The organism is Enterococcus sp. AMC1251 (assembly GCF_058216535.1).
Genome location: NZ_CM177098.1, coordinates 458,595 through 480,312 on the forward strand (window position 1 = coordinate 458,595; position 21,718 = coordinate 480,312).

The following is a 21,718-nucleotide window of genomic DNA, read 5'->3' on the forward strand; positions in this document are numbered from 1 at the left end:
AGAGTCTTTGGTAAGATCTAAAGTGAAGCGAGACAATAAAAGAGTTTAGCCCCATCATTTCTTGGGGCTAAACAGCTGTACAGTACATATTCATTTTTATTGAATACTATTTTTTTTCTCAAAAAGTTGTTGCAATGTGCGATATAAATCAGCTAATTCATTTTCATCATAAGATAAATCCCAGAAATAAAGCGGTAATTCTGGGTATTTTTTTCTCGGTAACAAAGACGAACTGATCACCAAATCATATTGCTCATTCAACTCTTCTTTATAAGGGGAAAAATCCACAAAGCCTAAATCATTTAAAAATTGATGGATTCTTCTGACTAAAAGAAAATTATGCTCAAAAGCAATACCGATTTTTAAATGCTCAGAATGTTTTGGCTGATCATAGGCAGGGAGTAACACACCTTTGAATGTTTTGGCCAATGAATTTTTGATCGTATAAATAAATTTATACTCTTTTTCTGTTGCTTTTTCATCAAAAAAAGCTTTAATCTTTGTTTCGAGAAGCTCGTCTGCTTTTTTCTTTCTACGCGGTAATTCTACCAATTTTTGAAGATTAGGAAAAGGCTGACGTAAGACAAAAAAAGTAAAGGTAACATTGAGCAAATTTCCAATAATAATTGGTTTATTAAGTATCTCTGGTTCTTTTTTAAAGATATTGATCTTAGCATACTCTAGAAATTCCTGAACTAATTCATAGACAGGGTTCGGCCTTGATGAAAAATCATGGAGTGTTTGAAACAATGAAGGGTCGTCATCTAAAGTGTAAAACGGTGCATAGTGAGCTAAGAAAAAGATAAAGCTGCTTTCTCCTTTACTATATTTAGGAGGTAACGCTTGAGCTGGTCCTAGTTCTTTATTCAGACGTTCAAAATCATAGTAAGGATTATCCTGCATTAAGAAATCATAACGTTCATCATAACTAACAAACATTTTTTTACGAGTACGGCAAAGAAAAATCGCTGCAAAATAGGTTAGTTCTTTGGCACCTAAATAGGTTCTGGATAAAGGAAAGTATTCAGAAAATGCGTCAACAAGCTTTTCAGCGTCTTCACGTGCAACGCTTTTAAATGGCCAGTCAGTTCCTCGTGTACCTAACCACAAGGCATCAAAAAGTGCGACTCTGACAGAACGTTCATCACCAGCTAAATTTGCTTCGGTGTATGTAAATCGTAGATTATATTGTTTCACGTGTTTCTTCAACGGCAGCATCTTTCTGGAAACTGTCGAACGACTCACGTAATAACGTTGACAAAAATCATCTATGTTAGGAGAATCATGATTTAAAAAATACAGAATAAATTGAAACGGAACCGATTTTTTTAATAAAAAATATCGGTATTCATCAATCGTTGCAAGTAAACGAGTACCATCGATTTTTCCTGCTTTTTGCAAAATCGATGGGTGGGTAGGGATTATCTTAACTAAATCATTATTGATTTCATTTATAATAATAAATGCCTGCTGATAATTTAAAGATAATTCTTCTGATAATTGGGTAATAGAGATATCTGGTTGATTGATTTGTGTGATACGCTTGAATACTTTAAATTTTGTAAGCATTCCTGAATCCATCATCAATTCCTCATATAACATACTAATCACTTCCTTGCCCTCATTCTACTGTACTTTAGGGGCACTTGTCAGCTAAGACGATATTCGACAAACATTTAGTTGTTCATATTTAACCAAAAGGTGACCTTTCGAATGAGTGTGAACGAAAAATAAAAGAGCATGAACATTATTTCTCTTTTTGGATGAAAAAAGAGATAAGATAGCCCAAAATGAGTCTTACCTTATCTCAGCGATTCGTTAAAATTATATCTTTTTTATTTTAATCCAAATAAAACCAATCACAAAACCAATTATTGCGGGAACGACCCATCCCATACCAATCGTAAATAAAGGTAAATAATTTTCAGCGGTCTTTAAAATAGACGCGACGACTGTATTTGATTTGATAAAATCAGGCGCATTATTCAAAGCATCAAGTAAAGCAGCAAATAATGTCACATAAGTCGTCATACAATAAACTTCCTTGCGATGATGAAATAGCGGGCTAATAATTACTAAAATCATCAAGGTCATTGCCAAAGGATAAAGAAACATTAATACAGGAACTGAAAATTGAATAATATTCGTTAACCCAACATTTGCAAACAGACAAGGTAAAATACTGGCTGCCGCAATGTAAAAGCCATAAGAACCTTGTGGAAACAATTCACTAAACGTCTCAGAACAAGCTGTAATCAACCCAATTGCTGTTTTCAAACAAGCTAGAATAACAATAAGTGCAAGTAAAATACTTCCGAAATTACCCAAATAATAGTTTGCAATCTGAGCTAAAGCAATTCCACCATTTTCACTTAGTGGAAATTTTCCTAAGCTCATTGTTCCCATATAGGATAACAAAGTATAAATAACACCCATTAATACAATACTAATTGCACCAGATTTTATCGTATCTTTGGCGATATCATTTGGCTTTTCTACGCCCATACCTCGAATTGTCGAAACAATGATGATTCCAAAAGCCAACGAAGCTAATGCGTCCAATGTATTGTACCCTTCAGTAAAGCCCTTGAAAAAAGGGTTTGCCATGTAAGTATCCGCGACAGGCGCAGAAGAGATTGACCCGAGCGGAGTCAAGAAGGCACATAGAATCAAAATCGCTAACAAAAATAGAAATAATGGATTTAGAAATTTGCCTACATATCCTAATAGCTTAGTGGGTTTACGGGAAAAAGCCCAAGCAATTAAAAAAAACAGCGCCGAAAAAAGAGCTAAAAATAATGTATGTTGCTCACTTGGAATAAAAGGTGCTAAACCAATCTCAAACGATGTTGTTGCCAGACGAGGTAATGCAAAAAAAGGTCCAATCGTTAGATATAACAACACAGTAAAACCAATTGCATACCGTCGATTAATACGAGTCGCTAAATCAAAAACACCATTACTCTTAGAAATACCAATCGCAATCACTCCTAAAAATGGCAAGCCAATACCCGTAATTAAAAAGCCAAGATTTGCTAAAAAAATACTAGCCCCCGCCTCTTGCCCCATATGAACTGGGAAAATCAAATTTCCCGCTCCAAAAAATAAGCCAAATAGCATGGAACCTACATAAAGGTAATCACGCCATGTTAATTTTTTTGTCACACGTCAACACTCCTTAAATTTTGTCCTTAATAAAAATAACAGAATAAGAAGAGTACAGCAAGTAAATTCCCAGAAAGAAACTTACGTTTTCGGAGAATATTAAAACTTGCTAAGATTAATCAGTAAAAAAAGCAAATTGATAATCATCATAAAATGTTCCATTGATAAAAAATTCATCTTTAAATAATGCCTCTTGAACAAATCCATTTTTACGATAAAACTGAATCGCTTTAATATTTGTTCCCATAACCCGCAAAGAAATTTTATGAATCCCTTCTTTAACCGCAGCTTCCTTTAAATAATCTAATAATTGTCGACCAATCCCTAATGATTGACTATCTGGATGCACACCGATACCAAACATCCATTGTTTTTTATGTGAGAGCAGAGGTGTCGGATGATGAACATCAACAAAACCATGAACCTTGTCTCCTTCTACAGCGACAAAAATGATTCGGCCGTCGATTTTTTCTTTATATTCATCAACAGATGCATAATAATGAAGTACTGGAGAATTTTCATTTGTCCAAATTCTATTTTCTATCTCAAGTAATCCTGGTAAATCAGCATCATTAATTGGTCGGATCGTTATTTTATTTTCCATTTTACGTCTTCTTTCTTCATGTTTATTGTAGTGAAATATTTTTAGTTGTAAGAAGCTAAATTATTTTCAAGCAATGATCAGGACAGATAATAGTGCAGTTCTACACAAATCCCTTCATTCTTGTTACTATGGTAGCATAGAGTATAATAAAAGGAAAAATACTTTAATAGCGTTTTTCTATAAAGTGACGTTCTTATATTTGTAGAATCATAATCAAGTGTAAAGGACAGTTTAAAATGAAAGGGATGGAACAAATGACTACATTTTATTTTGTTAGACATGGTAAAACTGAATTAAATTTGAGTTTGAGATTTCAAGGTGGGGACATTGATTCTCCATTGTTGCCAATCGGAATTGAACAAGCAATTCAAGCAGGACGCTATCTTTGCGATGTATCTTTTGATACAGTTGCCGTCAGCACTCAAAAAAGAGCGATGGATACAGCGAATTACATTCTTAAAGAAAATAACTTTTTAGATGGAGTAACGCTGAAATATTATAACAATTTAAGAGAAATTAGATTCGGTAAACGAGAAGGTGCTGAAATCGATCATACAGATGAACAAACGAACTATTTACGCCAGCGACCAGATTTATATGATCCCTTAGCTTTTGGGGGCGAAACCATGGATTCTTTAGTCGCACGTTCAACGCAAACGATAGAAAAAATTAGTCAAGAGTATCCAGATGGAAAAGTATTGATTGTAGCACATGGTGTTTTATTAATTACGTTGATTAATTCTCTAATGGGAAAAGAAAAAGCAAACTGGCGTGAAGGTGGTCCACTTGCGAATACAAGCATTACAATTTTAGAAAAAGAGCGTAATCAAGAAAACTATACAATGAAATCGTTTAATGATATATCGTATCAAACAAAAAACGAAGAAGCGTAAAAGAATTCGGTCAATGGATGAATCTCAATAATTTATTGGTTAAATTCTTTTTGGATTCGTTAGGTGAAATGCAACACTCTATTGATATACTCATGCCACAAAAGATTCTACAATACAAATAAACAAAGCCTCGTTTGAAGACGAAACATTCAAACGAGGTTTTGTTCTCATGATTTTGACAAAATACGGTGTAAAAATTCTTTCGTCCGTTCTTCTTTTGGATGAACAAAGATATCATTAGAGGTCCCCTCTTCTGCAATCACACCTTTGTCCATAAAAATTACGCGATCAGAGACTTCTTTAGCAAATTCCATCTCATGTGTCACGATGACCATTGTAAGACCAGTATTTGCCAAATCTTTCATCGTTTTCAATACTTCACCGACCATTTCAGGGTCAAGTGCCGAAGTAGGTTCATCGAAAAGCATTACATCAGGATTCATCGATAATGCTCGAGCGATTGCAACACGTTGTTTTTGACCACCAGAAAGCTGCGAGGGTTTGGCATCAATAAAACGTTCCATTCCAACTTTTTCAAGATTTTCTAACGCAATTTTTCGCGCTTCTTCTTTCCCACGTTTCAAAACAGTGAGTTGTCCAGAGGTACAATTTTCTAAAACATTCATGTTATTAAACAGGTTAAACGATTGAAATACCATGCCCAAATTAGTCCGATATTTCGGTAAGTTATAACCACGTTCTAAGACATTTTCGCCTTTATAGATAATTTTACCGCCAGTTGGTTTTTCTAGTAAGTTGATGCAACGTAAAAGGGTTGATTTACCCGAACCAGAAGAACCGATAATCGTTACAACTTCTCCTTTATTTACCGTCACATTGATATCTTTTAAAACTTCATTTTCACCGAAGCTTTTTCTTAAATGTTCGACTTCAATAATTTGGTTCATTACTATCACCTCTTAGTTTCCTTTTAAGTTATCTGTTTCATCTAGTTTCACATACGCAGAAGGACCATCCATTTTCTTCTCAACAACACGCAAAATACGTGTAATCGAGTAGGTCATAATCAAATAGATGATACCGACAATCGTGAAAGTTTGGAAGAATTGGAAATTTGCACCAGATGCAGAGTTCCCTTGGAAAAATAGATCAGCTACACCGATAACACTTAATACGGCAGTATCTTTAATATTGATAACAAATTCATTTCCTGTAGCAGGTAAAATATTACGCAATACTTGAGGAACCACAACTTTACGCATTGTTTGACCATGAGTCATTCCAATTGCTTGAGCCGCTTCAAATTGTCCTTGATCGACAGCGAAAATTCCGCCACGGACGATTTCAGACATGTAGGCACCTGTATTGACAGAAACAATAAACAAAGCGGCAACGGTCCTGTCCAAAGAAATTCCAAATGCTAAGGCTAAACCATAAAAGATAACCATAGCTTGCACCATCATAGGCGTACCACGGAAAACCTCAATATAAATTGAGAGTATAGCATTACCCAATTTTTGGAAGAAACGGGTTACTTTATTTTCAGATTCTGGAATCGTTCGAACCACACCAATTAATAAACCTAACGTTGTTCCCACAACCGTTCCAATCAATGCAATAAATAGCGTTAAACCTGCACCACGTAAGAACATACCGCCATATTGATTCCAGATTGTTTTATAATCAGTCAATAGACCTGATTTTTCATTGTCACTAGTTTCAGCAGCGGGTTGATCTTTCACAGCTTGATCCATGATTTTTGTACGTTCCTCCGAAGAAATACCTGATAAAACTTGATTGACTTTACCTATTTCGGAATCTCCTTTACGCATACCGACTGCGATTTGAACATCATCAGCATTTGTTTGAAACCCATTTTCTTTAGAAAACTCTAGCATTTTCAAGTCTTTATTAACGCTTGTAGCAGTTACCCCTTCAGGTCGTTCACTGACATAACCATCAATCATGCCAGAAGCTAAGGCCGTTCTCATTGCGGAGAAATTATCCATCGCTTGTTGTTTTTTCACACCAGGAATTTGGTCAATTACACTATAATGGAACGTATTTAACTGAGCAGTAATCTTTGCACCAGATAAATCTTTTAAATCTTTAGCATCTGCAAACGGTCCATTTTTTTGGACGACAACGACTAACTGTGATTCATAATAAGGATCAGTAAAATCAATTTCTTTTCTACGCTCTGCAGTGGGGCTCATACCAGCAACGATAGCATCGATTTTTCCAGACTGCAAAGCCGGTGCCAAGCCATCCCATTTTGTTTGTACAATAACAAGTTTTTTTCCTAAACCGTCCGCAATTTTTTTTGCGATTTGAACATCATATCCTCCAGCATAAGAAGAATTTCCTTGTATTGGAACAGCGCCATGCGCATCTGTTTTTTGCGACCAGTTAAATGGTGCGTAGCCTGCTTCCATGCCGACACGGAATTCATCACTCGGTCCTTTTTCCTCAGCCTGACTAAATAATGGTGCACACAAAATGCTAAATACCACTGCAAGCAGTAAGCCAAGTGAAAATGATTTTTTGTTCATATTGTTCTTCCTTTCTCCTAGATCACTGAATTTATTTTACTATAATTTAGTTTAACGAGTTTTGAATAAAGCATTTAATCTATGCGTCTTCTTTACGCAAAAAACAACCATACAAAAATGCATGGTTGCCTACTATCGTCAGGTACTCTCAACAAAAATATAGCACAACTTAGCATCACTACTAAGACAGTCCGCAAGTTCTTCACTTACGACCCAACACATAACAGGGAGGTTGTTATGCATTTCGGCGATTTCTCCTAGACTTGCTTCAATGTGTCCTCTCACTCAGCAAGGGTAATAAAAACCGCAACCTCTACCTCGGATTGAGGTACTATTTAATTATCAGATTCAAGTTCAAAGTCTACGTTATTTGCACGGAAAAGTCAATGATTTATATAGATAGACTTAGCAAATTTTAACGGTGGAGAAGAGGCACAACGACAGTCTAAGTCGATTGAAAAATCAGTATTCAAGAAAGAATGGGCTGTTAAACCGTGAATAAGTGTCCAATAGTAAAGACAATATATTGTTTGCTTATGTTACAAGCTTCAAAAAAATGAATTAAACCGACTGCGTTCTTATGGTAAACTAATAAGTAATTCGCGCATTCAAAAGGGCGTTTTTTGAGAAAAATTGGGGGAATTGGTATGATAAAATTTAAAAAAACAACAAAAATAGCGGTCTCATTGCCGGTATTGATTTTTGTAATAACATTTATTTATGGCCTGTTAAAGTTTGATTTTTCAGGAAACACACCCAATCAATCTTACGGATTGATTTATTCTTTTGTAATTCTAGCATTTGTTTTAATTGGATATATCGTTACGTTTGTATTAAATGCAGTTGTTGTTGTGTTTTTTTTGAAAAAATTTAAACAACAGACGAAGCAAATACAATGCATAATCAGTGCCTATGTGACATCCTGGCTACTGCTAATCATTTTATTTGTTAAAATAGGTTACTCCGCCTTATTTCCATACGTAACTCTTTTTACTCCTGGAACAATCGGGGTAGGTCTAATGGCATTGTTCTTAGCAGTGACAGGTTGGCTAGTGGTTGATCGAGCAACTGAAATTACCAATAACAAAGAAAAAATAGTAAATAAAAAATCGGTTATTTTTGGTGTATTACTCCCAATCACAATTGTACTATTAACAGTAGGAACTCGTTTGTGGGTTGTTACCAGCGCTAAAAACAATAGAAACGAAGAGTACAGACAAGTGATCGAACAAAAGCTTCATAGCGTCGGAACAAAAGGAGACGTAAAAGTCATCAAAGCCTATGACACCTCTAAAGAGTCCACCTACGTAAAATTGGATTATACGCTTACGCAAGAAGGGATTCCAGTGTATGCTAAAGGAACCTTAGAACGATCGAGCATACAAGATAAATGGCAACTAGTAGATAGCACTCTAACCACATATGATAATTCCATTCGAACGATTCTCCAAGTACCTGCGCATTCTAAAGAAGCAGAAATGTTTTTAGATAAATGCGCAAAAGAAGTTGAAAAAAGTATTGAGAAAAGTGGTTTAACAAAAGAGATTAGTCTAAATGCACCCCTTGAAAAAAATGAAATCCGAACAGCGTATGATTTACCTTATTTAGCGTACAATAACGAACGTGCGCCAAAAAAACTCAAACAATGGGCACAAGAAAATCGTCATGCTTCAAACAAGAAGCAATCAGCTTTTGGAGGATATGCCGCAATGACGGTCAAGCAATTAATGCAGAGCCAAATGGTTATAGCTAACATCCCAATACAATATCCTTATGTGGAAGAAAGTGATTTCAATGAAAGAGAAGAAAATGCAGTGAACTATCGTGACCAAGTTATAAAAAATCTCGATTATTCAAAATTAATGAATGGTTACTATGAAATAAATGTAGAGACATCAAGCAATGCTCGATTATTTCTTGTGAAAAACCATCAGATGATTGAAGTAAATGAGCTTTTAAGTAGTTCAATGCTAAACGATCCGACAGACAATCTAGGCAGCTTCAGCTCTTCTGATTATATGGAGTGGTAAGCTGAAGGGGAGAGTCAACTGAAATAGGAAGTATATCATCTCTGTTCTTTTTTCGCCGCACGTCTATTAAAGAAAACACTATAAAACAAACAGTCGCTTATCAAGCACGAACATCAACGTTGAGGTATAAACTAAAATACAGATGAAAGACTTGATAAGCAACTATTTTAAAGCAACAAGTTCTGCAATACTTGCCATTTTTTATTTAAAAACCAATCTTCCGCCAGATGGTTTTTTTGAGATACAGAACAACTAAATAGACTCTTAAATACAATTTGAAATTTTCTAAAAGGATTAAGATACCTCTTTCCCTCTCGTAATAACTCTAGAAAGTAAAAATGAAGCAATAACACAGCCGATAGCCATAACGATTGCATAGATAAACATCATATTAAAACCTGCTTTTCCATCATTAGTATCTAGCCAACCACCAATCATTGTATACATAAACACATCAGGTAAATACCCTAGGCAAGAGACGATACCAGAAACGCGTCCAGTCTTAGAGACAGGAATACCAGCATCATCAATAATCGCAAAATATTGGCTCCGGATAAGATAGATAAAGAACATACCTACTACGAAGTTTGCTAAAATAATAGCAATCAATCCTTTATCTGCTGGTAGAAATAAGAACAAAGCGTAAGAGAGTCCTGTAAGAACAGCACCGCCAATAATCACTTTTAACCGAGAACCAATTTTGTCTGCAAGAAACCCACCGATAATTCCACCGAAGGCTTGAATAATATAGCGGATACCTCCAAGTGTAGAGCCACCAGCAACAGATAGCCCGTAAACATTAATTGCCAGCGTATTGATATAACCAAAAATACCATATAAACTATAGCCGAAAAAAACAATCGCAACAAGTAACCAAACGCGAGGAATTGCAAGTTGCTTAAAGGTTCCAATGATAATATCTTTTAGAGACTCATCATTTTCTTCTTGATCTGTATCTTCAATAACAAACCAATTTAATATCCCGATAATAATAACAACAATTGCACATGTTCGAATAGCCCAAGCTGTTCCTAGAAGTTCGTTTGCAAATAGCCCATAAACACCAGTCATTCCAAAGACTAGAATGGCATTCAAAAGTCCTCGTAACCCTTCTTGTAGGCCAAATAAACGCCCCTGCTCGGAAGAATCTCCGAGCATTCTTGTAGCCTTAATCATCGCAGACCAATACGTGATGATTGTAGTGATACCCATTAATACAAAAATTAAACGAGCAACATTGAATGACGGAAAGGTGGAAAACCATAGACCTAAAAGACCTGTGGATAAAAAAGAAAAAGTCAACAATTTTCGAGCAGAAAATTTATCCGCAACAATACCACCTATAAAATAAGAAAACAGTGCCATCGTTCCATAACCGGAAGATAGTGTACCCATTTGAGCGTTAGTTAAATTCATAGCTTGTTGAATGGGAACATAGAAAGTTTCTCGGATATAAGGTAATTGGAAAATAATGCCAGCGCCTGCAGCCAAGAGTAATAGAGTGCCATATTTTTTTATAAATGCTTTATTCAATGATAAAACCCCCAGTAAATAATTTTGTAAAAAAATTAACGACAAATAAGGTATCATCCATTACCGAAGTTTCTCGTTTAGACACACTATTCTCTCTAGTAACACATTTAGTGTAAAGGCTTTCTGTTTTCGTGTCAATTCTTTTAATATAATAAAATACTCGTCAAATTATTATTTATATTTAATTTAAAAAGTCAGTAAAAACAGTTTTTTTCTTGAAAAACTTTTGTCTAATCGTGTAATTTTCCGTTTTTTAAGTAGATTACATGAGTTGTGCCAGAAGAAGAGGCTAGGACATAACTCTTAGAGTTATGCTCTAGCCTCAAGGAATCAAAACAAGTGGTAGGAGAAGAAATAACGCTTGTCCCAATCTCAATTTACTTTTTGTTTATTAAGTTCACGAATCACTTCTTCAATAAATATGAAGAGAATCGTTCGCGTTTTTTCATGAGATTTTAGGTATTCATTTTGATGAGATTTGGTTAAGTAAATGATTTCGTTCGTATCTAACGCCAGTTGAGTATTTAATTCTTCTATTACTAATAACGCTTTCGTGTGTCGTTTTTCAGCTTCTTCAAATAATGAGTCAAATTGAGCAAACTTTCCAGCAACGGAAAAAATGAGTAATAAGGAATTCTCAGTCAATAACTTTGGAATTAAAGATTCTTGTGTTGCTCGAACAACGTTTTTATCTATTGTATAAGTTAATTTATACTCGAAATATTCTAAACAGATATTTGTAGGACCATGACCAAAAAGAATAATTTTATCATATTTTTGAATGAGATCTGCTAGATAAGTGATTGTTGAAGAATCAAAATTTTCCATAAATTCTTGAATACGAGAAAATTCAGTATTCATTTTCTTTCTTTTTACTAATTCTTTACCTGTGAGAAAACGAAAATATTCTTTGTATCCTAAAAAACCTAATTTCTTTACAAATTTGGAAATTTTGGAAGGGGAAACGCCAGCGATTACGGCAGCTTCAGTGATGGTCAAATGTGGTTGCTTCTTACTTTCTTCACTTAGTATTCGGTGTATTTCTATCTCTAAATCATTTAAACGATCAAACTGTATCCTCATTATGGAGCACCTCCTTGATAAACTACGTTTAAAGGATAGCATAAAAAGAGATTGAAGAGCAAACACTATAGGAAAATTTTCCGTTTATTGTATTTATTACCTAATTTTATGGAAAAATTAATTAATTTTTAATGAAAAAAAGATTTCATATTCGTATACTAAAAATAGAAAAGCGCTTTCTATAAAAAAACGAATGGAGCTAGTTTAATGAATTCTGATACATTGGTTAAAGAAACTATTATTGAAAATGTAAAAAAAATTGTTCCAGAAGATCAAGTAGTAACTGATTATGAAACATTGTATGATGCGGCATCAGATCGTTATCGGAAATATGCTAAAGCTAAAAGAGTTTTAGATAATCCACTTCCGACAGCAGTTGTTTTTCCAAAAAATGTAAATGAAGTAAAAGAGCTACTTATGTATGCGAATGAGAATGACATTAATGTTATTCCTAGAAGTGGGAAGACTGCAACAGAAGGCGGACTTGAAAATTGGAAAGACTTAGCATTAGTCATTGATGGTTCCAAAATGAATAAGATCATTAAAATAGATCCATACAATATGCAGGCTACCGTTGAGGCGGGTGTAAGATTGCAAGATTTAGAGGACGAATTAAGAAAAATTGGTTATACGACGGGGCATTCGCCACAATCAAAACCTGTAGCGCAATATGGAGGTCTTGTATCTACTCGTTCAATTGGTCAATTTTCAACATTATATGGTGGTATTGAAGACATGGTCGTTGGATTAGAATGTGTTTTCCCTAATGGTCATATTTCTAGAATAAAAAATGTTTCAAGACGTGCTGGTGGACCAGATATCCGCCATATTGTGATTGGAAATGAAGGAACACTATGCTACATCACAGAAGTAACTGTAAAAATCTTTAAATATTATCCAGAGAACAACAAATTCTATGGTTATTTGGTTAATGATATTGAAACTGGGATAAATGTATTACGAGAAGTGATGACAAATGGTTACCGACCTTCTGTAGCACGCACATATTCTCCGGAAGATGCACGCCAGCATTTCTATCATTTTTATGAAGATAAATGTGTCCTCATTTTCATGGCAGAAGGACCAAAAGGAATCGTTGAAGCAACAGGTGTCGGTATTGAAGAAGCTGTCGAAAAATTCAAAGACGGTATATACAAACAAGTAGACAGTCAACTGATTGAAAATTGGTTTAATCAATTGAATTGGACGCAACAAACGATCGATGATGAAGTGCAAGGTATGATAGATAATGATAAACACGATGGATTTACGACTGAAGTCTCTGCAGATTGGGAAACAATTCCCCAAATTTATAATAATGTCATCAATCGTATTCGTAACGAGTTTCCGCGTTCGAAAGATTTAACAATGCTTGGGGGACACTCCTCTCATAGCTATATTAATGGAACGAATATGTATTTCGTTTATAATTATACGATTAATTGCGAGCCAGAAGATGAAATGAGACTTTACCATCACCCGATCCAAGCAATTATTGTTGAAGAAACACTAAAATTGGGTGGTTCTATGTGTCATCACCATGGGATTGGAAAGTATCGTAATGAATGGACAAAAGAAGAACATTCATCTGCTTATTATATGTTAGAAAGCTTGAAAGAAGTCTTTGATCCTAAAGGAATTATGAACTTTGGAACAATTTATCCAGTACAAGAAGGATTTAAATACCAAAAATAGTTATATATGTATAAATGGTGGGCGCAGAAGCAGTTTCTTTAGATCGAAATGCTTCTGTCCCAATATCTAGGTTAGGAAGCGTTATAAATGAAGATAATTTGTCTAATCAAGTTTGTTCCAGATACAAACCAGTATGAATATGATTATGAGACGGACAAAATCAATCGCGAAAAATCCCATCTGATTTTAAATCCAGATGATAAGAATGCATTGGCTTGGGCATTACAGTATAAAAAGAAAACCCCATCAACAACCATAGAAGTAGTCTCAATGGGGCCAGCAAAAATAGAAGAAGAGCTTAAAAATTTCATTCGTCTAGGTGCTGATCATGCGACGTTGATTAGTGATCGTCTATTTGTTGGGAGTGACTCACTTGCAACGAGTCTTGTTCTTTCTAATTATTTACGCATGCAAGACTATGACATTATTCTCACAGGAACACACACATTAGATGGAGGAACAGGACATATCGGTCCTCAAGTAGCAGAATTATTAAACATAGATCAGTTTTCAAATATAAAAGCAATCGAGGAATGCAATGAAGAATTTTCAATTGTAGAAGCGAACCAAGATGGAAAATCCCTTCGATTAAACATACAAAATCCGAGTGTTCTGAGTCTAACAAGTCAAATGAATATGCGTTTAGGTTTCGTTAGATATGAAAATATCGATAAACATGTCGATACACAATTCTCTCTAGTAACAAACGAAACATTAAACCTTTCAAAAGACGAAGTTGGTCGAAAAGGATCACCAACAAAAGTTCGAAAAAATGTTGTAGCTAAAAGAAAAAAGGGAACGCATAAAACGGTGAAAGTAGATGATGAGGGAATAGATGAGGTCATTCAGTTTCTACAAGAAAAGGGGTATATATAATGTTTAAAGCACTTATTCTTTTAGATAATGAATTTATGAATGACGCCATCGATCTCATCGCAACAGCAAATCAATTAGCTGGTGAAGATGCTGTAACTATTTATGGGTTAGGCCTAAATTTAGTGACTAAAAACATAAAAGGATTCGATTCGATTATCAGTATAGAGGACTCTTCAATTCAAATGAAGGATAGTCGAATTCTAACAGATATCATTGAACAGGTTCATCAAAAGTTTCATTTTGATGCAATCATTGTTCTAGCAACAGATTTTGGTCGAATGCTTGCTCCAAGATTAGCAATGAGATTGAATGTAGGAATTGTTGCGGACATTACAGCTATTGAAGTTATAAATCAAGAACGAAGATTGATTCGACCAGCTTATTCTGGAAACATGCTTGCCAGTATTGTGTGTGACTCAACACCAATCATGATAAGTGTTCATCCAAATGTTTTTCATGTAGAAGCTTGTACAAAAGAACCTAAAATAATTCATTTTCCAATAAATAAAGTGAAAGCATCGTCAATTGAAGTGATATCTATCTCTAAAAATGAAGAAATCCAAGATATTCGAGAAGCGAAAGTCATTGTTTCAGCCGGTGCGGGGTTTAAAGCCGATATAGATACACTAGAAGGGTTAGCGAATGAATTGGGTGGCTCGATTGCTGCCTCTAAACCATTAGTTGAACAGCAACGTGTGCCACGAGAAATCCAAGTTGGGCAATCAGGAAAAACAGTTAGCCCAAATCTTTATATCGCTTTGGGTATCTATGGTTCCATGCAACATGTGGAAGGACTTAAAGATGTAAAAGATATTATTTCTGTGAACTTAGATGAAGGAGCACCAATGAATTATTTAGCAAATTTAACAGTAATTGGTGACGCAGCAGAATTTGTTGAGAAACTTAACTTGAAATTGAAAGCGTTTGTAGAGGGTGGTTCTTTAAGAGAGTAAGATATCGTCATAAAAAATAAGCAAAAAAAGTACTTCAAAATAAAAGAAAAGAAGGTAAACAAATGGAAATTAAAGATTTTAAAATGGATTTATTCTCAATAAAAGGTAAAAATGCTATCGTTACTGGTGGAAATACTGGATTAGGGCAAGCATTTTCACTAGCATTAGCAGAGGCTGGAGCGAATATTTTCATGCCGTCAATTATGCCAGATGATCCAAATTTTAATAAGGATCTTCAAGAGCGTGGCGCAAAAACTTATTATATGTATGCAGATATTACCAAAACAAACGTACCACAAGAGATTATAGAAACTTGTATTGAAAAATTGGGCTCAGTAGACATTCTAGTAAACTGCGCGGGAATTTGTCCTGTGGATGATGTATTAAGCTATGGTCGAGATAAATGGGATCCGACAATCAATATCAATTTGACGGCGGCTTTTGACATGAGTCATGAAGCAGCTAAAGTCATGATTCCACAAAAAAGTGGAAAAATTATCAATATTTGTTCTCTTTTCTCATTTTTAGGTGGACAATGGGCACCGGCTTATGCGGCCTCAAAACATGGTTTAGCTGGATTAACAAAAGCCTACTGTGATGAATTAGCTCAATATAATATCCAAGTAAATGGAATTGCCCCAGGATACTTTAAAACTGCAGTAGCTCAAGCATCTATTGAAGATACAGAACGTAATAAATGGATAGTCGATCATACACCAGAAGGACGTTGGGGAGATGTTGCTGACTTGATGGGTGCAACTGTCTTTTTAGCCTCTGAAGCTTCTCACTTTGTCAATGGACACATTTTAGCAGTTGATGGCGGTTTTTTAGTACGATAAGAAAATCAAAAAACAAATTGTTTGATTCAACTAAATAAAACGATTGAGGTAAGGAGAACTTCATGGAGAAAAAATATATTGTCGGAATCGATGGTGGCAGTCAAAGTACTAAAATTGTTATAGTTGATCTTGAAGGGAATATTGTAGGTGAAGGAAAAGAACATTTGCGCCCAATGTATTTAGCGGATGGAGGAATTGTAGAACATCCAGGTGATGATTTATGGGACTCACTTTGTACAGCAGCGAAAAGGGCAATGGATCAATTCGGTATGAGAAAAGAAAATATTGTTGGGATTGGGTTAGGCTCGATTCGTTGTTGTCGAGTGCTGTTAAAAAAGGATGGGACGTTAGCACAACCTATTATAAGTTGGATGGATAAAAGAGTGGCAACACCTTACATTCACGATAATCCAGAAGTCAAATATGTAACGTCTACAAATGGCTATCTCACACATCGTCTAACGGGAGCATTTAAAGACAACATAGGAAATAATTTTGGGCAATGGCCAGTTGATTATAACACTTGGGATTGGTCTGAGGAAGAAGAGGTCTTAGAAAGTTATAATTTAGAAAAGGAAAAGTTATTTGATGTGGTGAAACCTGGAGAAATTCTAGGATATATCACAAAAGAAGCCAGCCTAAAAACAGGGTTTCCAGAAGGTGTACCTTTGATAGCTACAACTAGCGATAAAGCTGTTGAAGGGCTAGGTGCAGGATTGATTCGTGACACGAGCGCCTTTGTTTCTTTAGGTACCTATATCAGTAGTATGGTAACGGGAAACGAAATGCCGAAGGACTCCGTCAATTATTGGGGGATTATGTCCTCAATTCCAGAGAAATACGCTTATGAGGGATATGGGATTCGTCGAGGAATGTGGACTGTATCATGGTTTAAAGATTTATTAGGTGAAAAAATTAGTCTAAGAGCAAATTATCAAGGAATATCGGAAGAAGAGTACCTTAATGAGCAAGCGCAACATGTGCCAGCGGGAAGCGACGGACTAATGACCGTTTTAGATTGGTTAGCAAATCCATGGGAACCCTTTAAACGCGGGGTAATGATTGGGTTTAATGCGCATCATGATTATCGATATATGTATCGTTCAATACTAGAAGGAATCGCTTATACAATGAAAAACAATGTCACAAATATGACAGAAGAATTAGGCAAAGAAATTGAAGAAGTGATTATCACAGGTGGTGGCTCAAATAGTGATCTATTAATGCAAATCTTTGCTGACGTATTCAATTTACCAGTAAAAAGGAATGTGGTCAATGGAAGTGCCAGTGTTGGAGCAGCGATTAATGTAGCAGTAGGACTCGGAATTTATTCCTCCTATGAAGAGGCTGTCAAGAAAATGGTGAAAGTAAAAGATTGTTTTGTTCCTATCCCAGAGAATGTACGTACGTATAAAAAGCTAAATGAAGAAGTTTACAAAAGCTTGACGAATCAGACTGATAAAATACTAGAAAAAACATTTACAATCCTACATTCGGAAAAAGAAACGGCGAAAGCAAGCAGTATTTAATTGCTACAAAGAAAGCAAAGGAAAGTCAATATTACTTATCATAAGTGGCTATTCAACAGGATTGAAAGCCGGTTGAAATTAGCTGTTGCTCTTGTTTTGTATCAAAATTACAAGAAGCGCTCCTTTATCTGATTATATATAAAACAAATAGTCGCTTATCAAGTAAGAACATCAACGTTGCAAAATACAGATAAAAAACTTGGTAAGCAACTATTTGAAAATAGCAAGTTCTGCAATACTTGCCATTTTTTACTCAAAAAACAATCTTCCGCTAGATTTTTTTGAGATTACCAGTATAACCAGAAAAGATCATATGTTACGTCATCAATCAAGCAAAGGAGAAAATTGAATGAACGAATTTTTTTCCTGTCCTTGTGTATGCGCATTGACTCAGCAGCTTGTTTAGATTGAAGGAAAAACATAAGGTAGTGATCGATTCCAGTAACACTAGCGCGTAAACACCAATTGGTAGAATGCAAATACGAAAGAACGTATCTAAAAGGAGCGAAAGGTGCGTACTATTTATAAAAAGAGCGAAAAAAATACAGCATTAGCTACCAACTAACACCGTGCAAAAGTTCAACAAATCATCACACATCACCTCAAAATAACAAAAATTGTAAAAAACTCTGGTATTTCTTACAAAAATTGAGTAAAATAAAAGAGTTGATATGAAAATATTGACTAGGGCAACTTATATTATTAGTTTCCGCTGATAATATAGGGCTCTGTATGTGGGTTACCGCCCATTTACAGAGTGCCTTTTTTATTTTGTTTTCGCTCTAATTACCTGATTTCAACACACAAAAAAATGATATTAGTCAGCTACTAATACCAGGAAGCGTTCGCTAAATAACCATTAATTAATCTTATTGAGTAAAAAGAACAATAAGAAGAATCAATCTCTATATTGACGAGGCGACTTGTATTATTAGTTTCCGCTGATAATACAGGGCTCTGTTTAGAAGATTACCGTCTTCTCACAGGGCGCCTTTTTTTAGTTTATGTTGTAAAGCCATCTTAACTTAAAGCATTAATCGAGGTCAAGAAAAAAATGATAAGTTGTCAAAAGTTACTTTAAAATCGGACAAATACGACAAAAAACTGATTTTTTCTCACATTTTTCTTGACATCAAGAAAAAATAGAAAAAAAAGAAGGAAACGCTATGGTAACATTAAACTATCTGAAAGAAACGATTATATTAATTCTAATGAACAATAAAGGAGTAAATAAAATGGAAGAGATCAATAGCGATAGTGCTGTGGCTGGCGAGTTGGCGTCAGGGCTTTTTACAGCGATGGCTGAATTAAGCAGTGGAGGATTAGTCGTAAGAGATGGACAATCAACTATTGCTGGAAATGAAACAGCGCAACAAGCAATCGAAGAAATGCGCACGATGATTGAAGCAATCAATACAGCCATTGCCACAGATGCAACGAACTTAAAAAGTGTTGCAGCAGAATTTGCAGCGGTTGACGCAACTATTAGTAAAATGATGAGCGCGCCATGGTAAAAAATGAGGCTAATGAAATGAACAAATGGGATGAACTATCACTAAAAGAACGAGAAATTGACAATCAATTAGATGAAACAACTCAAACACAACGCGCTGTTCAACGAATAGAAGACACCTATCAAGAACTTTTCTATGAAGGCAATCAACTCATTCAACGATTTGAAAACTTTGTAGGGGACAGCAAAGGAACTTATTTAGCAGAAGAATTACAATGGCAAACGAAACAAAAACAACAAGCGATTTTTAATCAACTGGAAGATGAAAAAGATCGATTGCACAAAGAAAGTCGCCAATTAGAAGACGAAAAAGATCAACTATATTATGAAAAGAAGAAAATACTACTGGAAATGGAGGACGAAGATGAGTGTTGATATGTATTTAGCCCCTTCAAAAACACAAGGAAGTACAACCACTACCGTTTGTACCACCTACGGCAATGGACTTGACGGTTTGCAAGAAGCTGTGGGTAATTTTACCGCCGATCAAGTATTAAGAAGTTTAGCCTACGATTCAGCGAAAGGCTATTTCAACGAAGCGTATGTTCCGCTAATTCAAGGCGCAATCCTTGTCGTTGAAGCAACCGCAAAAGCTGTAGCCAAGTTGCCGTCTGATTACGTTTCAGAAGTTGACAGCTGTGATCTAAAATCATCAGAATTAGAACGAGAAATCCAGCGCTACGAAACACAGATCCAAGGCATGCGAAATCAAATCAATCAAGTTAAACAACTACTACCAGTTTCAAGTGAACGAGCACAACATCTCCGAGAAGCAAACGGACTAATCAGTGATTACACCAGTGCCAAAGCAAAACTAGAAAAACAATTACAAAAACTCTTGGCATTTCACGCATTTTCCACTATGATTTTTACAGAGGTTACCAGTTTAAAAAGTGCAGTGAATCAAGGCTTGGCACAAGTCAGCGGGGGAAAAGGATTTAATCCTAAAAACGGCACCTTCTCAAATGCCAATTTAAATGATCGTTCTTGGATGGACACGATCGGTAAAAAGTGGCAAGATCGAGAAAAAGAAAGATTGAAAGACCAAATGCCGAATATGGATGGCTTAGAATACAAGCAAATAGATTTTAACGGTGGAAAAGTCTGGTGCTGGGTTAAAAAAGGTCGAACGACAGCGGATTTAGAAGATATTGAAAAAACCTACCTATTTAACGATTGGGTCGCCCGAATGTTGAAAAAATATGGTCCAGATTATTTCAAGACAGAGCGAGAAAAAGGTGTGACCGATTTATTAGTAGAACAGAATCTAAGACTGTTTGAAGAAGTAAGGACAGGGATTGACAGTAAGACAGGAAAAAAATTAACCCCAGCCGAAAGACTTGCAAGAGGAGCGTCTTTAGTTAATAGTTTAGCTGCGTTAGGTGTTGGGGCTAAACAGATTATGAATGTGGGGAAAGGGCGAGCGGGACGAACGTCGAAAAAACCACCGATTGTTGGTAGCGGGCGAAAAGTTCAGGCTATTGGAAAACCTAAGAGAACGATCAGTGCGCCGGGGAAAAAGATTCAGAGTGTGAAAGGGAAACCATCGAAGGTGAAGGTACCTGTGCAAGGGACTGGAAAAATATATAATGCAAATAGAAATCCTGATTTAAGAGCATTAAGAAGACCTCAATTTGATGAAGTATTGAAAAATGGATTTCCTGATGGAACAAAACTAAATCAACATGCATACAATTCTCTTTTCAAGTCTGGCAGAAAAGATATCATGATTGATGACATTATTGATGCTTTAAATAGTAAACCAATTCCAGCTAAAGCAGGAAGTGTTGAATATATTAATCCAAAAACAAATACTTCTGTTTTTGTTAATCCTACAACTAAAGAAATAGTAGGGATTTGGCCAGCAAGTTTTAAAAAATAAAGGAGGATATATTGTTGAAGATAAAAAATATATTAGATGAAGTCGTAGCTAGTGAAAATGTTTATGAGGAATCTGTTGAAAACTTTGATATTTTAACGGAGAGAATGAATGATGATTTCATTCCATATCGTGTTGAACAAAATGTAATGATGTGGCTGGATGAAGAAGGCGTGCTTGGAGAAATTGAGTGTATATTTCCCGTACAATTAGATGAAGAAATTTCTTTAGTAAAGAGCAAAAATACTTTAGTTCAAAAAGGCTTCCCTCTGATAGACATAGAAAAATCTGTAGAAGTTCCGGTGGTGCGGGTTTTTAAAAACAAAAAATATTTTATTTTATATTTTTCTGAATTAGAAATGTATGATAAAAGTATTATTTCTAAAAATCTTTCTTTCTATATAAATAATAACGAGTTGATAGCGATAAAAGCTGAAATTTCATAATTAAACAAAAAAAGGCACTTATCACGAGACTGATAATAAAGTGATAAAACATTGGTACACTCACTAATCAGGGTATCAATAGCTAACAAAAGCAAGTCGTGTTTGTTGTGAAAAAATTCCAGAGATTTTTCTAGACATTTCAAAGGTTTATTTGATGAATAATCAGC

18 protein-coding genes and 1 riboswitch are annotated in these 21,718 nt (G+C 35.3%); of the genes, 11 read left to right on the forward strand and 7 right to left on the reverse strand.

Going from position 1 to position 21,718, the window contains the following annotated elements; translation table 11 throughout:
• Positions 1 to 96: 96 nt before the first annotated feature.
• From AC4BBR_RS02120 to AC4BBR_RS02130, 3 genes are all read right to left on the reverse strand, one after another.
• The gene (locus AC4BBR_RS02120; protein WP_490462056.1) at positions 97 to 1,602 is read right to left on the reverse strand and encodes a helix-turn-helix domain-containing protein; all 1,506 of its coding nucleotides are present in this window, start codon (positions 1,600 to 1,602) and stop codon (positions 97 to 99) included.
• 222 nt (positions 1,603 to 1,824) lie between these two features.
• On the reverse strand, positions 1,825 to 3,165 hold the full coding sequence (gene brnQ, locus AC4BBR_RS02125) for a branched-chain amino acid transport system II carrier protein (RefSeq protein ID WP_490460938.1): 1,341 nt from the start codon (positions 3,163 to 3,165) through the stop codon (positions 1,825 to 1,827).
• Positions 3,166 to 3,280: 115 nt separating this feature from the next.
• Entirely contained in the window at positions 3,281 to 3,769 is a 489-nt protein-coding gene (locus tag AC4BBR_RS02130) for a GNAT family N-acetyltransferase (protein WP_490460939.1), read from the reverse strand.
• A gap of 254 nt (positions 3,770 to 4,023) precedes the next feature.
• Between AC4BBR_RS02130 and AC4BBR_RS02135 the strand changes: the two genes are divergently transcribed.
• Complete coding sequence (locus AC4BBR_RS02135) at positions 4,024 to 4,662, forward strand: histidine phosphatase family protein (RefSeq protein WP_490460940.1); 639 nt, start codon at positions 4,024 to 4,026, stop codon at positions 4,660 to 4,662.
• Between the two features lie 167 nt (positions 4,663 to 4,829).
• Here the strand turns inward: AC4BBR_RS02135 and AC4BBR_RS02140 are convergent, their stop codons facing one another.
• Complete coding sequence (locus AC4BBR_RS02140; protein WP_490460941.1) at positions 4,830 to 5,570, reverse strand: amino acid ABC transporter ATP-binding protein; 741 nt, start codon at positions 5,568 to 5,570, stop codon at positions 4,830 to 4,832.
• A 12-nt stretch (positions 5,571 to 5,582) separates the two neighbouring features.
• The gene (locus tag AC4BBR_RS02145; RefSeq protein ID WP_490460942.1) at positions 5,583 to 7,175 is read right to left on the reverse strand and encodes an ABC transporter permease subunit; all 1,593 of its coding nucleotides are present in this window, start codon (positions 7,173 to 7,175) and stop codon (positions 5,583 to 5,585) included.
• A 152-nt stretch (positions 7,176 to 7,327) separates the two neighbouring features.
• A riboswitch (Lysine riboswitch) is annotated at positions 7,328 to 7,499 on the reverse strand.
• Positions 7,500 to 7,822: 323 nt separating this feature from the next.
• Here AC4BBR_RS02145 and AC4BBR_RS02150 point away from each other — a divergent pair.
• Entirely contained in the window at positions 7,823 to 9,205 is a 1,383-nt protein-coding gene (locus tag AC4BBR_RS02150) for a hypothetical protein (protein WP_490460943.1), read from the forward strand.
• A gap of 294 nt (positions 9,206 to 9,499) precedes the next feature.
• Here AC4BBR_RS02150 and AC4BBR_RS02155 read toward each other — a convergent pair whose 3' ends face one another.
• On the reverse strand, positions 9,500 to 10,738 hold the full coding sequence (locus AC4BBR_RS02155) for an MFS transporter (protein WP_490460944.1): 1,239 nt from the start codon (positions 10,736 to 10,738) through the stop codon (positions 9,500 to 9,502).
• Positions 10,739 to 11,110: 372 nt separating this feature from the next.
• Positions 11,111 to 11,821: a MurR/RpiR family transcriptional regulator gene (locus tag AC4BBR_RS02160; RefSeq protein ID WP_490460945.1), complete on the reverse strand. Its 711-nt coding sequence runs from the start codon at positions 11,819 to 11,821 to the stop codon at positions 11,111 to 11,113.
• Between the two features lie 207 nt (positions 11,822 to 12,028).
• On the opposite strand from AC4BBR_RS02160, the gene AC4BBR_RS02165 reads away from it, so the two are divergent.
• The 9 genes from AC4BBR_RS02165 (at position 12,029) to AC4BBR_RS02205 (ending at position 21,551) form a co-directional block, all read left to right on the forward strand.
• Positions 12,029 to 13,516 carry an FAD-binding oxidoreductase gene (locus AC4BBR_RS02165; protein ID WP_490460946.1) on the forward strand — a complete coding sequence of 496 codons (1,488 nt, stop codon included), beginning with the start codon at positions 12,029 to 12,031 and terminating at the stop codon, positions 13,514 to 13,516.
• Between the two features lie 87 nt (positions 13,517 to 13,603).
• Positions 13,604 to 14,392, forward strand: a complete 789-nt coding sequence (locus AC4BBR_RS02170; protein ID WP_490460947.1) for an electron transfer flavoprotein subunit beta/FixA family protein — start codon at positions 13,604 to 13,606, stop codon at positions 14,390 to 14,392.
• Positions 14,392 to 15,345: an electron transfer flavoprotein subunit alpha/FixB family protein gene (locus tag AC4BBR_RS02175; protein ID WP_490460948.1), complete on the forward strand. Its 954-nt coding sequence runs from the start codon at positions 14,392 to 14,394 to the stop codon at positions 15,343 to 15,345. Before AC4BBR_RS02170 ends, AC4BBR_RS02175 begins: the two co-directional genes overlap by 1 nt.
• Positions 15,346 to 15,407: 62 nt before the next feature.
• Complete coding sequence (locus AC4BBR_RS02180; RefSeq protein ID WP_490460949.1) at positions 15,408 to 16,184, forward strand: SDR family oxidoreductase; 777 nt, start codon at positions 15,408 to 15,410, stop codon at positions 16,182 to 16,184.
• Positions 16,185 to 16,246: 62 nt separating this feature from the next.
• A complete protein-coding gene (locus tag AC4BBR_RS02185) occupies positions 16,247 to 17,713 on the forward strand; it encodes an FGGY-family carbohydrate kinase (protein WP_490460950.1) in 1,467 nt (488 codons plus the stop codon).
• A 1,166-nt stretch (positions 17,714 to 18,879) separates the two neighbouring features.
• Positions 18,880 to 19,227 carry a TIGR04197 family type VII secretion effector gene (locus AC4BBR_RS02190; protein WP_490460951.1) on the forward strand — a complete coding sequence of 116 codons (348 nt, stop codon included), beginning with the start codon at positions 18,880 to 18,882 and terminating at the stop codon, positions 19,225 to 19,227.
• Positions 19,221 to 19,601 (forward strand): DUF3958 family protein, encoded by a 381-nt coding sequence (locus AC4BBR_RS02195; protein WP_490460952.1) that lies wholly within the window; start codon positions 19,221 to 19,223, stop codon positions 19,599 to 19,601. The genes AC4BBR_RS02190 and AC4BBR_RS02195 overlap by 7 nt, the downstream gene beginning before the upstream one ends.
• Entirely contained in the window at positions 19,591 to 21,108 is a 1,518-nt protein-coding gene (locus AC4BBR_RS02200; protein ID WP_490460953.1) for a hypothetical protein, read from the forward strand. Before AC4BBR_RS02195 ends, AC4BBR_RS02200 begins: the two co-directional genes overlap by 11 nt.
• A gap of 14 nt (positions 21,109 to 21,122) precedes the next feature.
• A complete protein-coding gene (locus AC4BBR_RS02205; RefSeq protein ID WP_490460954.1) occupies positions 21,123 to 21,551 on the forward strand; it encodes a hypothetical protein in 429 nt (142 codons plus the stop codon).
• Positions 21,552 to 21,718: the final 167 nt, after the last annotated feature.

Bases quoted from the DNA above. Each gene is read 5' to 3' on its own strand.
- AC4BBR_RS02120 (WP_490462056.1), bottom strand. From the start codon at position 1,602: ATGTTATATGAGGAATTGATGATGGATTCAGGAATGCTTACAAAATTT.
- AC4BBR_RS02130 (WP_490460939.1), bottom strand. From the start codon at position 3,769: ATGGAAAATAAAATAACGATCCGACCAATTAATGATGCTGATTTACCA.
- AC4BBR_RS02135 (WP_490460940.1), top strand. From the start codon at position 4,024: ATGACTACATTTTATTTTGTTAGACATGGTAAAACTGAATTAAATTTG.
- AC4BBR_RS02140 (WP_490460941.1), bottom strand. From the start codon at position 5,570: ATGAACCAAATTATTGAAGTCGAACATTTAAGAAAAAGCTTCGGTGAA.
- AC4BBR_RS02145 (WP_490460942.1), bottom strand. From the start codon at position 7,175: ATGAACAAAAAATCATTTTCACTTGGCTTACTGCTTGCAGTGGTATTT.
- AC4BBR_RS02150 (WP_490460943.1), top strand. From the start codon at position 7,823: ATGATAAAATTTAAAAAAACAACAAAAATAGCGGTCTCATTGCCGGTA.
- AC4BBR_RS02160 (WP_490460945.1), bottom strand. From the start codon at position 11,821: ATGAGGATACAGTTTGATCGTTTAAATGATTTAGAGATAGAAATACAC.
- AC4BBR_RS02165 (WP_490460946.1), top strand. From the start codon at position 12,029: ATGAATTCTGATACATTGGTTAAAGAAACTATTATTGAAAATGTAAAA.
- AC4BBR_RS02170 (WP_490460947.1), top strand. From the start codon at position 13,604: ATGAAGATAATTTGTCTAATCAAGTTTGTTCCAGATACAAACCAGTAT.
- AC4BBR_RS02175 (WP_490460948.1), top strand. From the start codon at position 14,392: ATGTTTAAAGCACTTATTCTTTTAGATAATGAATTTATGAATGACGCC.
- AC4BBR_RS02180 (WP_490460949.1), top strand. From the start codon at position 15,408: ATGGAAATTAAAGATTTTAAAATGGATTTATTCTCAATAAAAGGTAAA.
- AC4BBR_RS02185 (WP_490460950.1), top strand. From the start codon at position 16,247: ATGGAGAAAAAATATATTGTCGGAATCGATGGTGGCAGTCAAAGTACT.
- AC4BBR_RS02190 (WP_490460951.1), top strand. From the start codon at position 18,880: ATGGTAACATTAAACTATCTGAAAGAAACGATTATATTAATTCTAATG.
- AC4BBR_RS02195 (WP_490460952.1), top strand. From the start codon at position 19,221: ATGGTAAAAAATGAGGCTAATGAAATGAACAAATGGGATGAACTATCA.
- AC4BBR_RS02200 (WP_490460953.1), top strand. From the start codon at position 19,591: ATGAGTGTTGATATGTATTTAGCCCCTTCAAAAACACAAGGAAGTACA.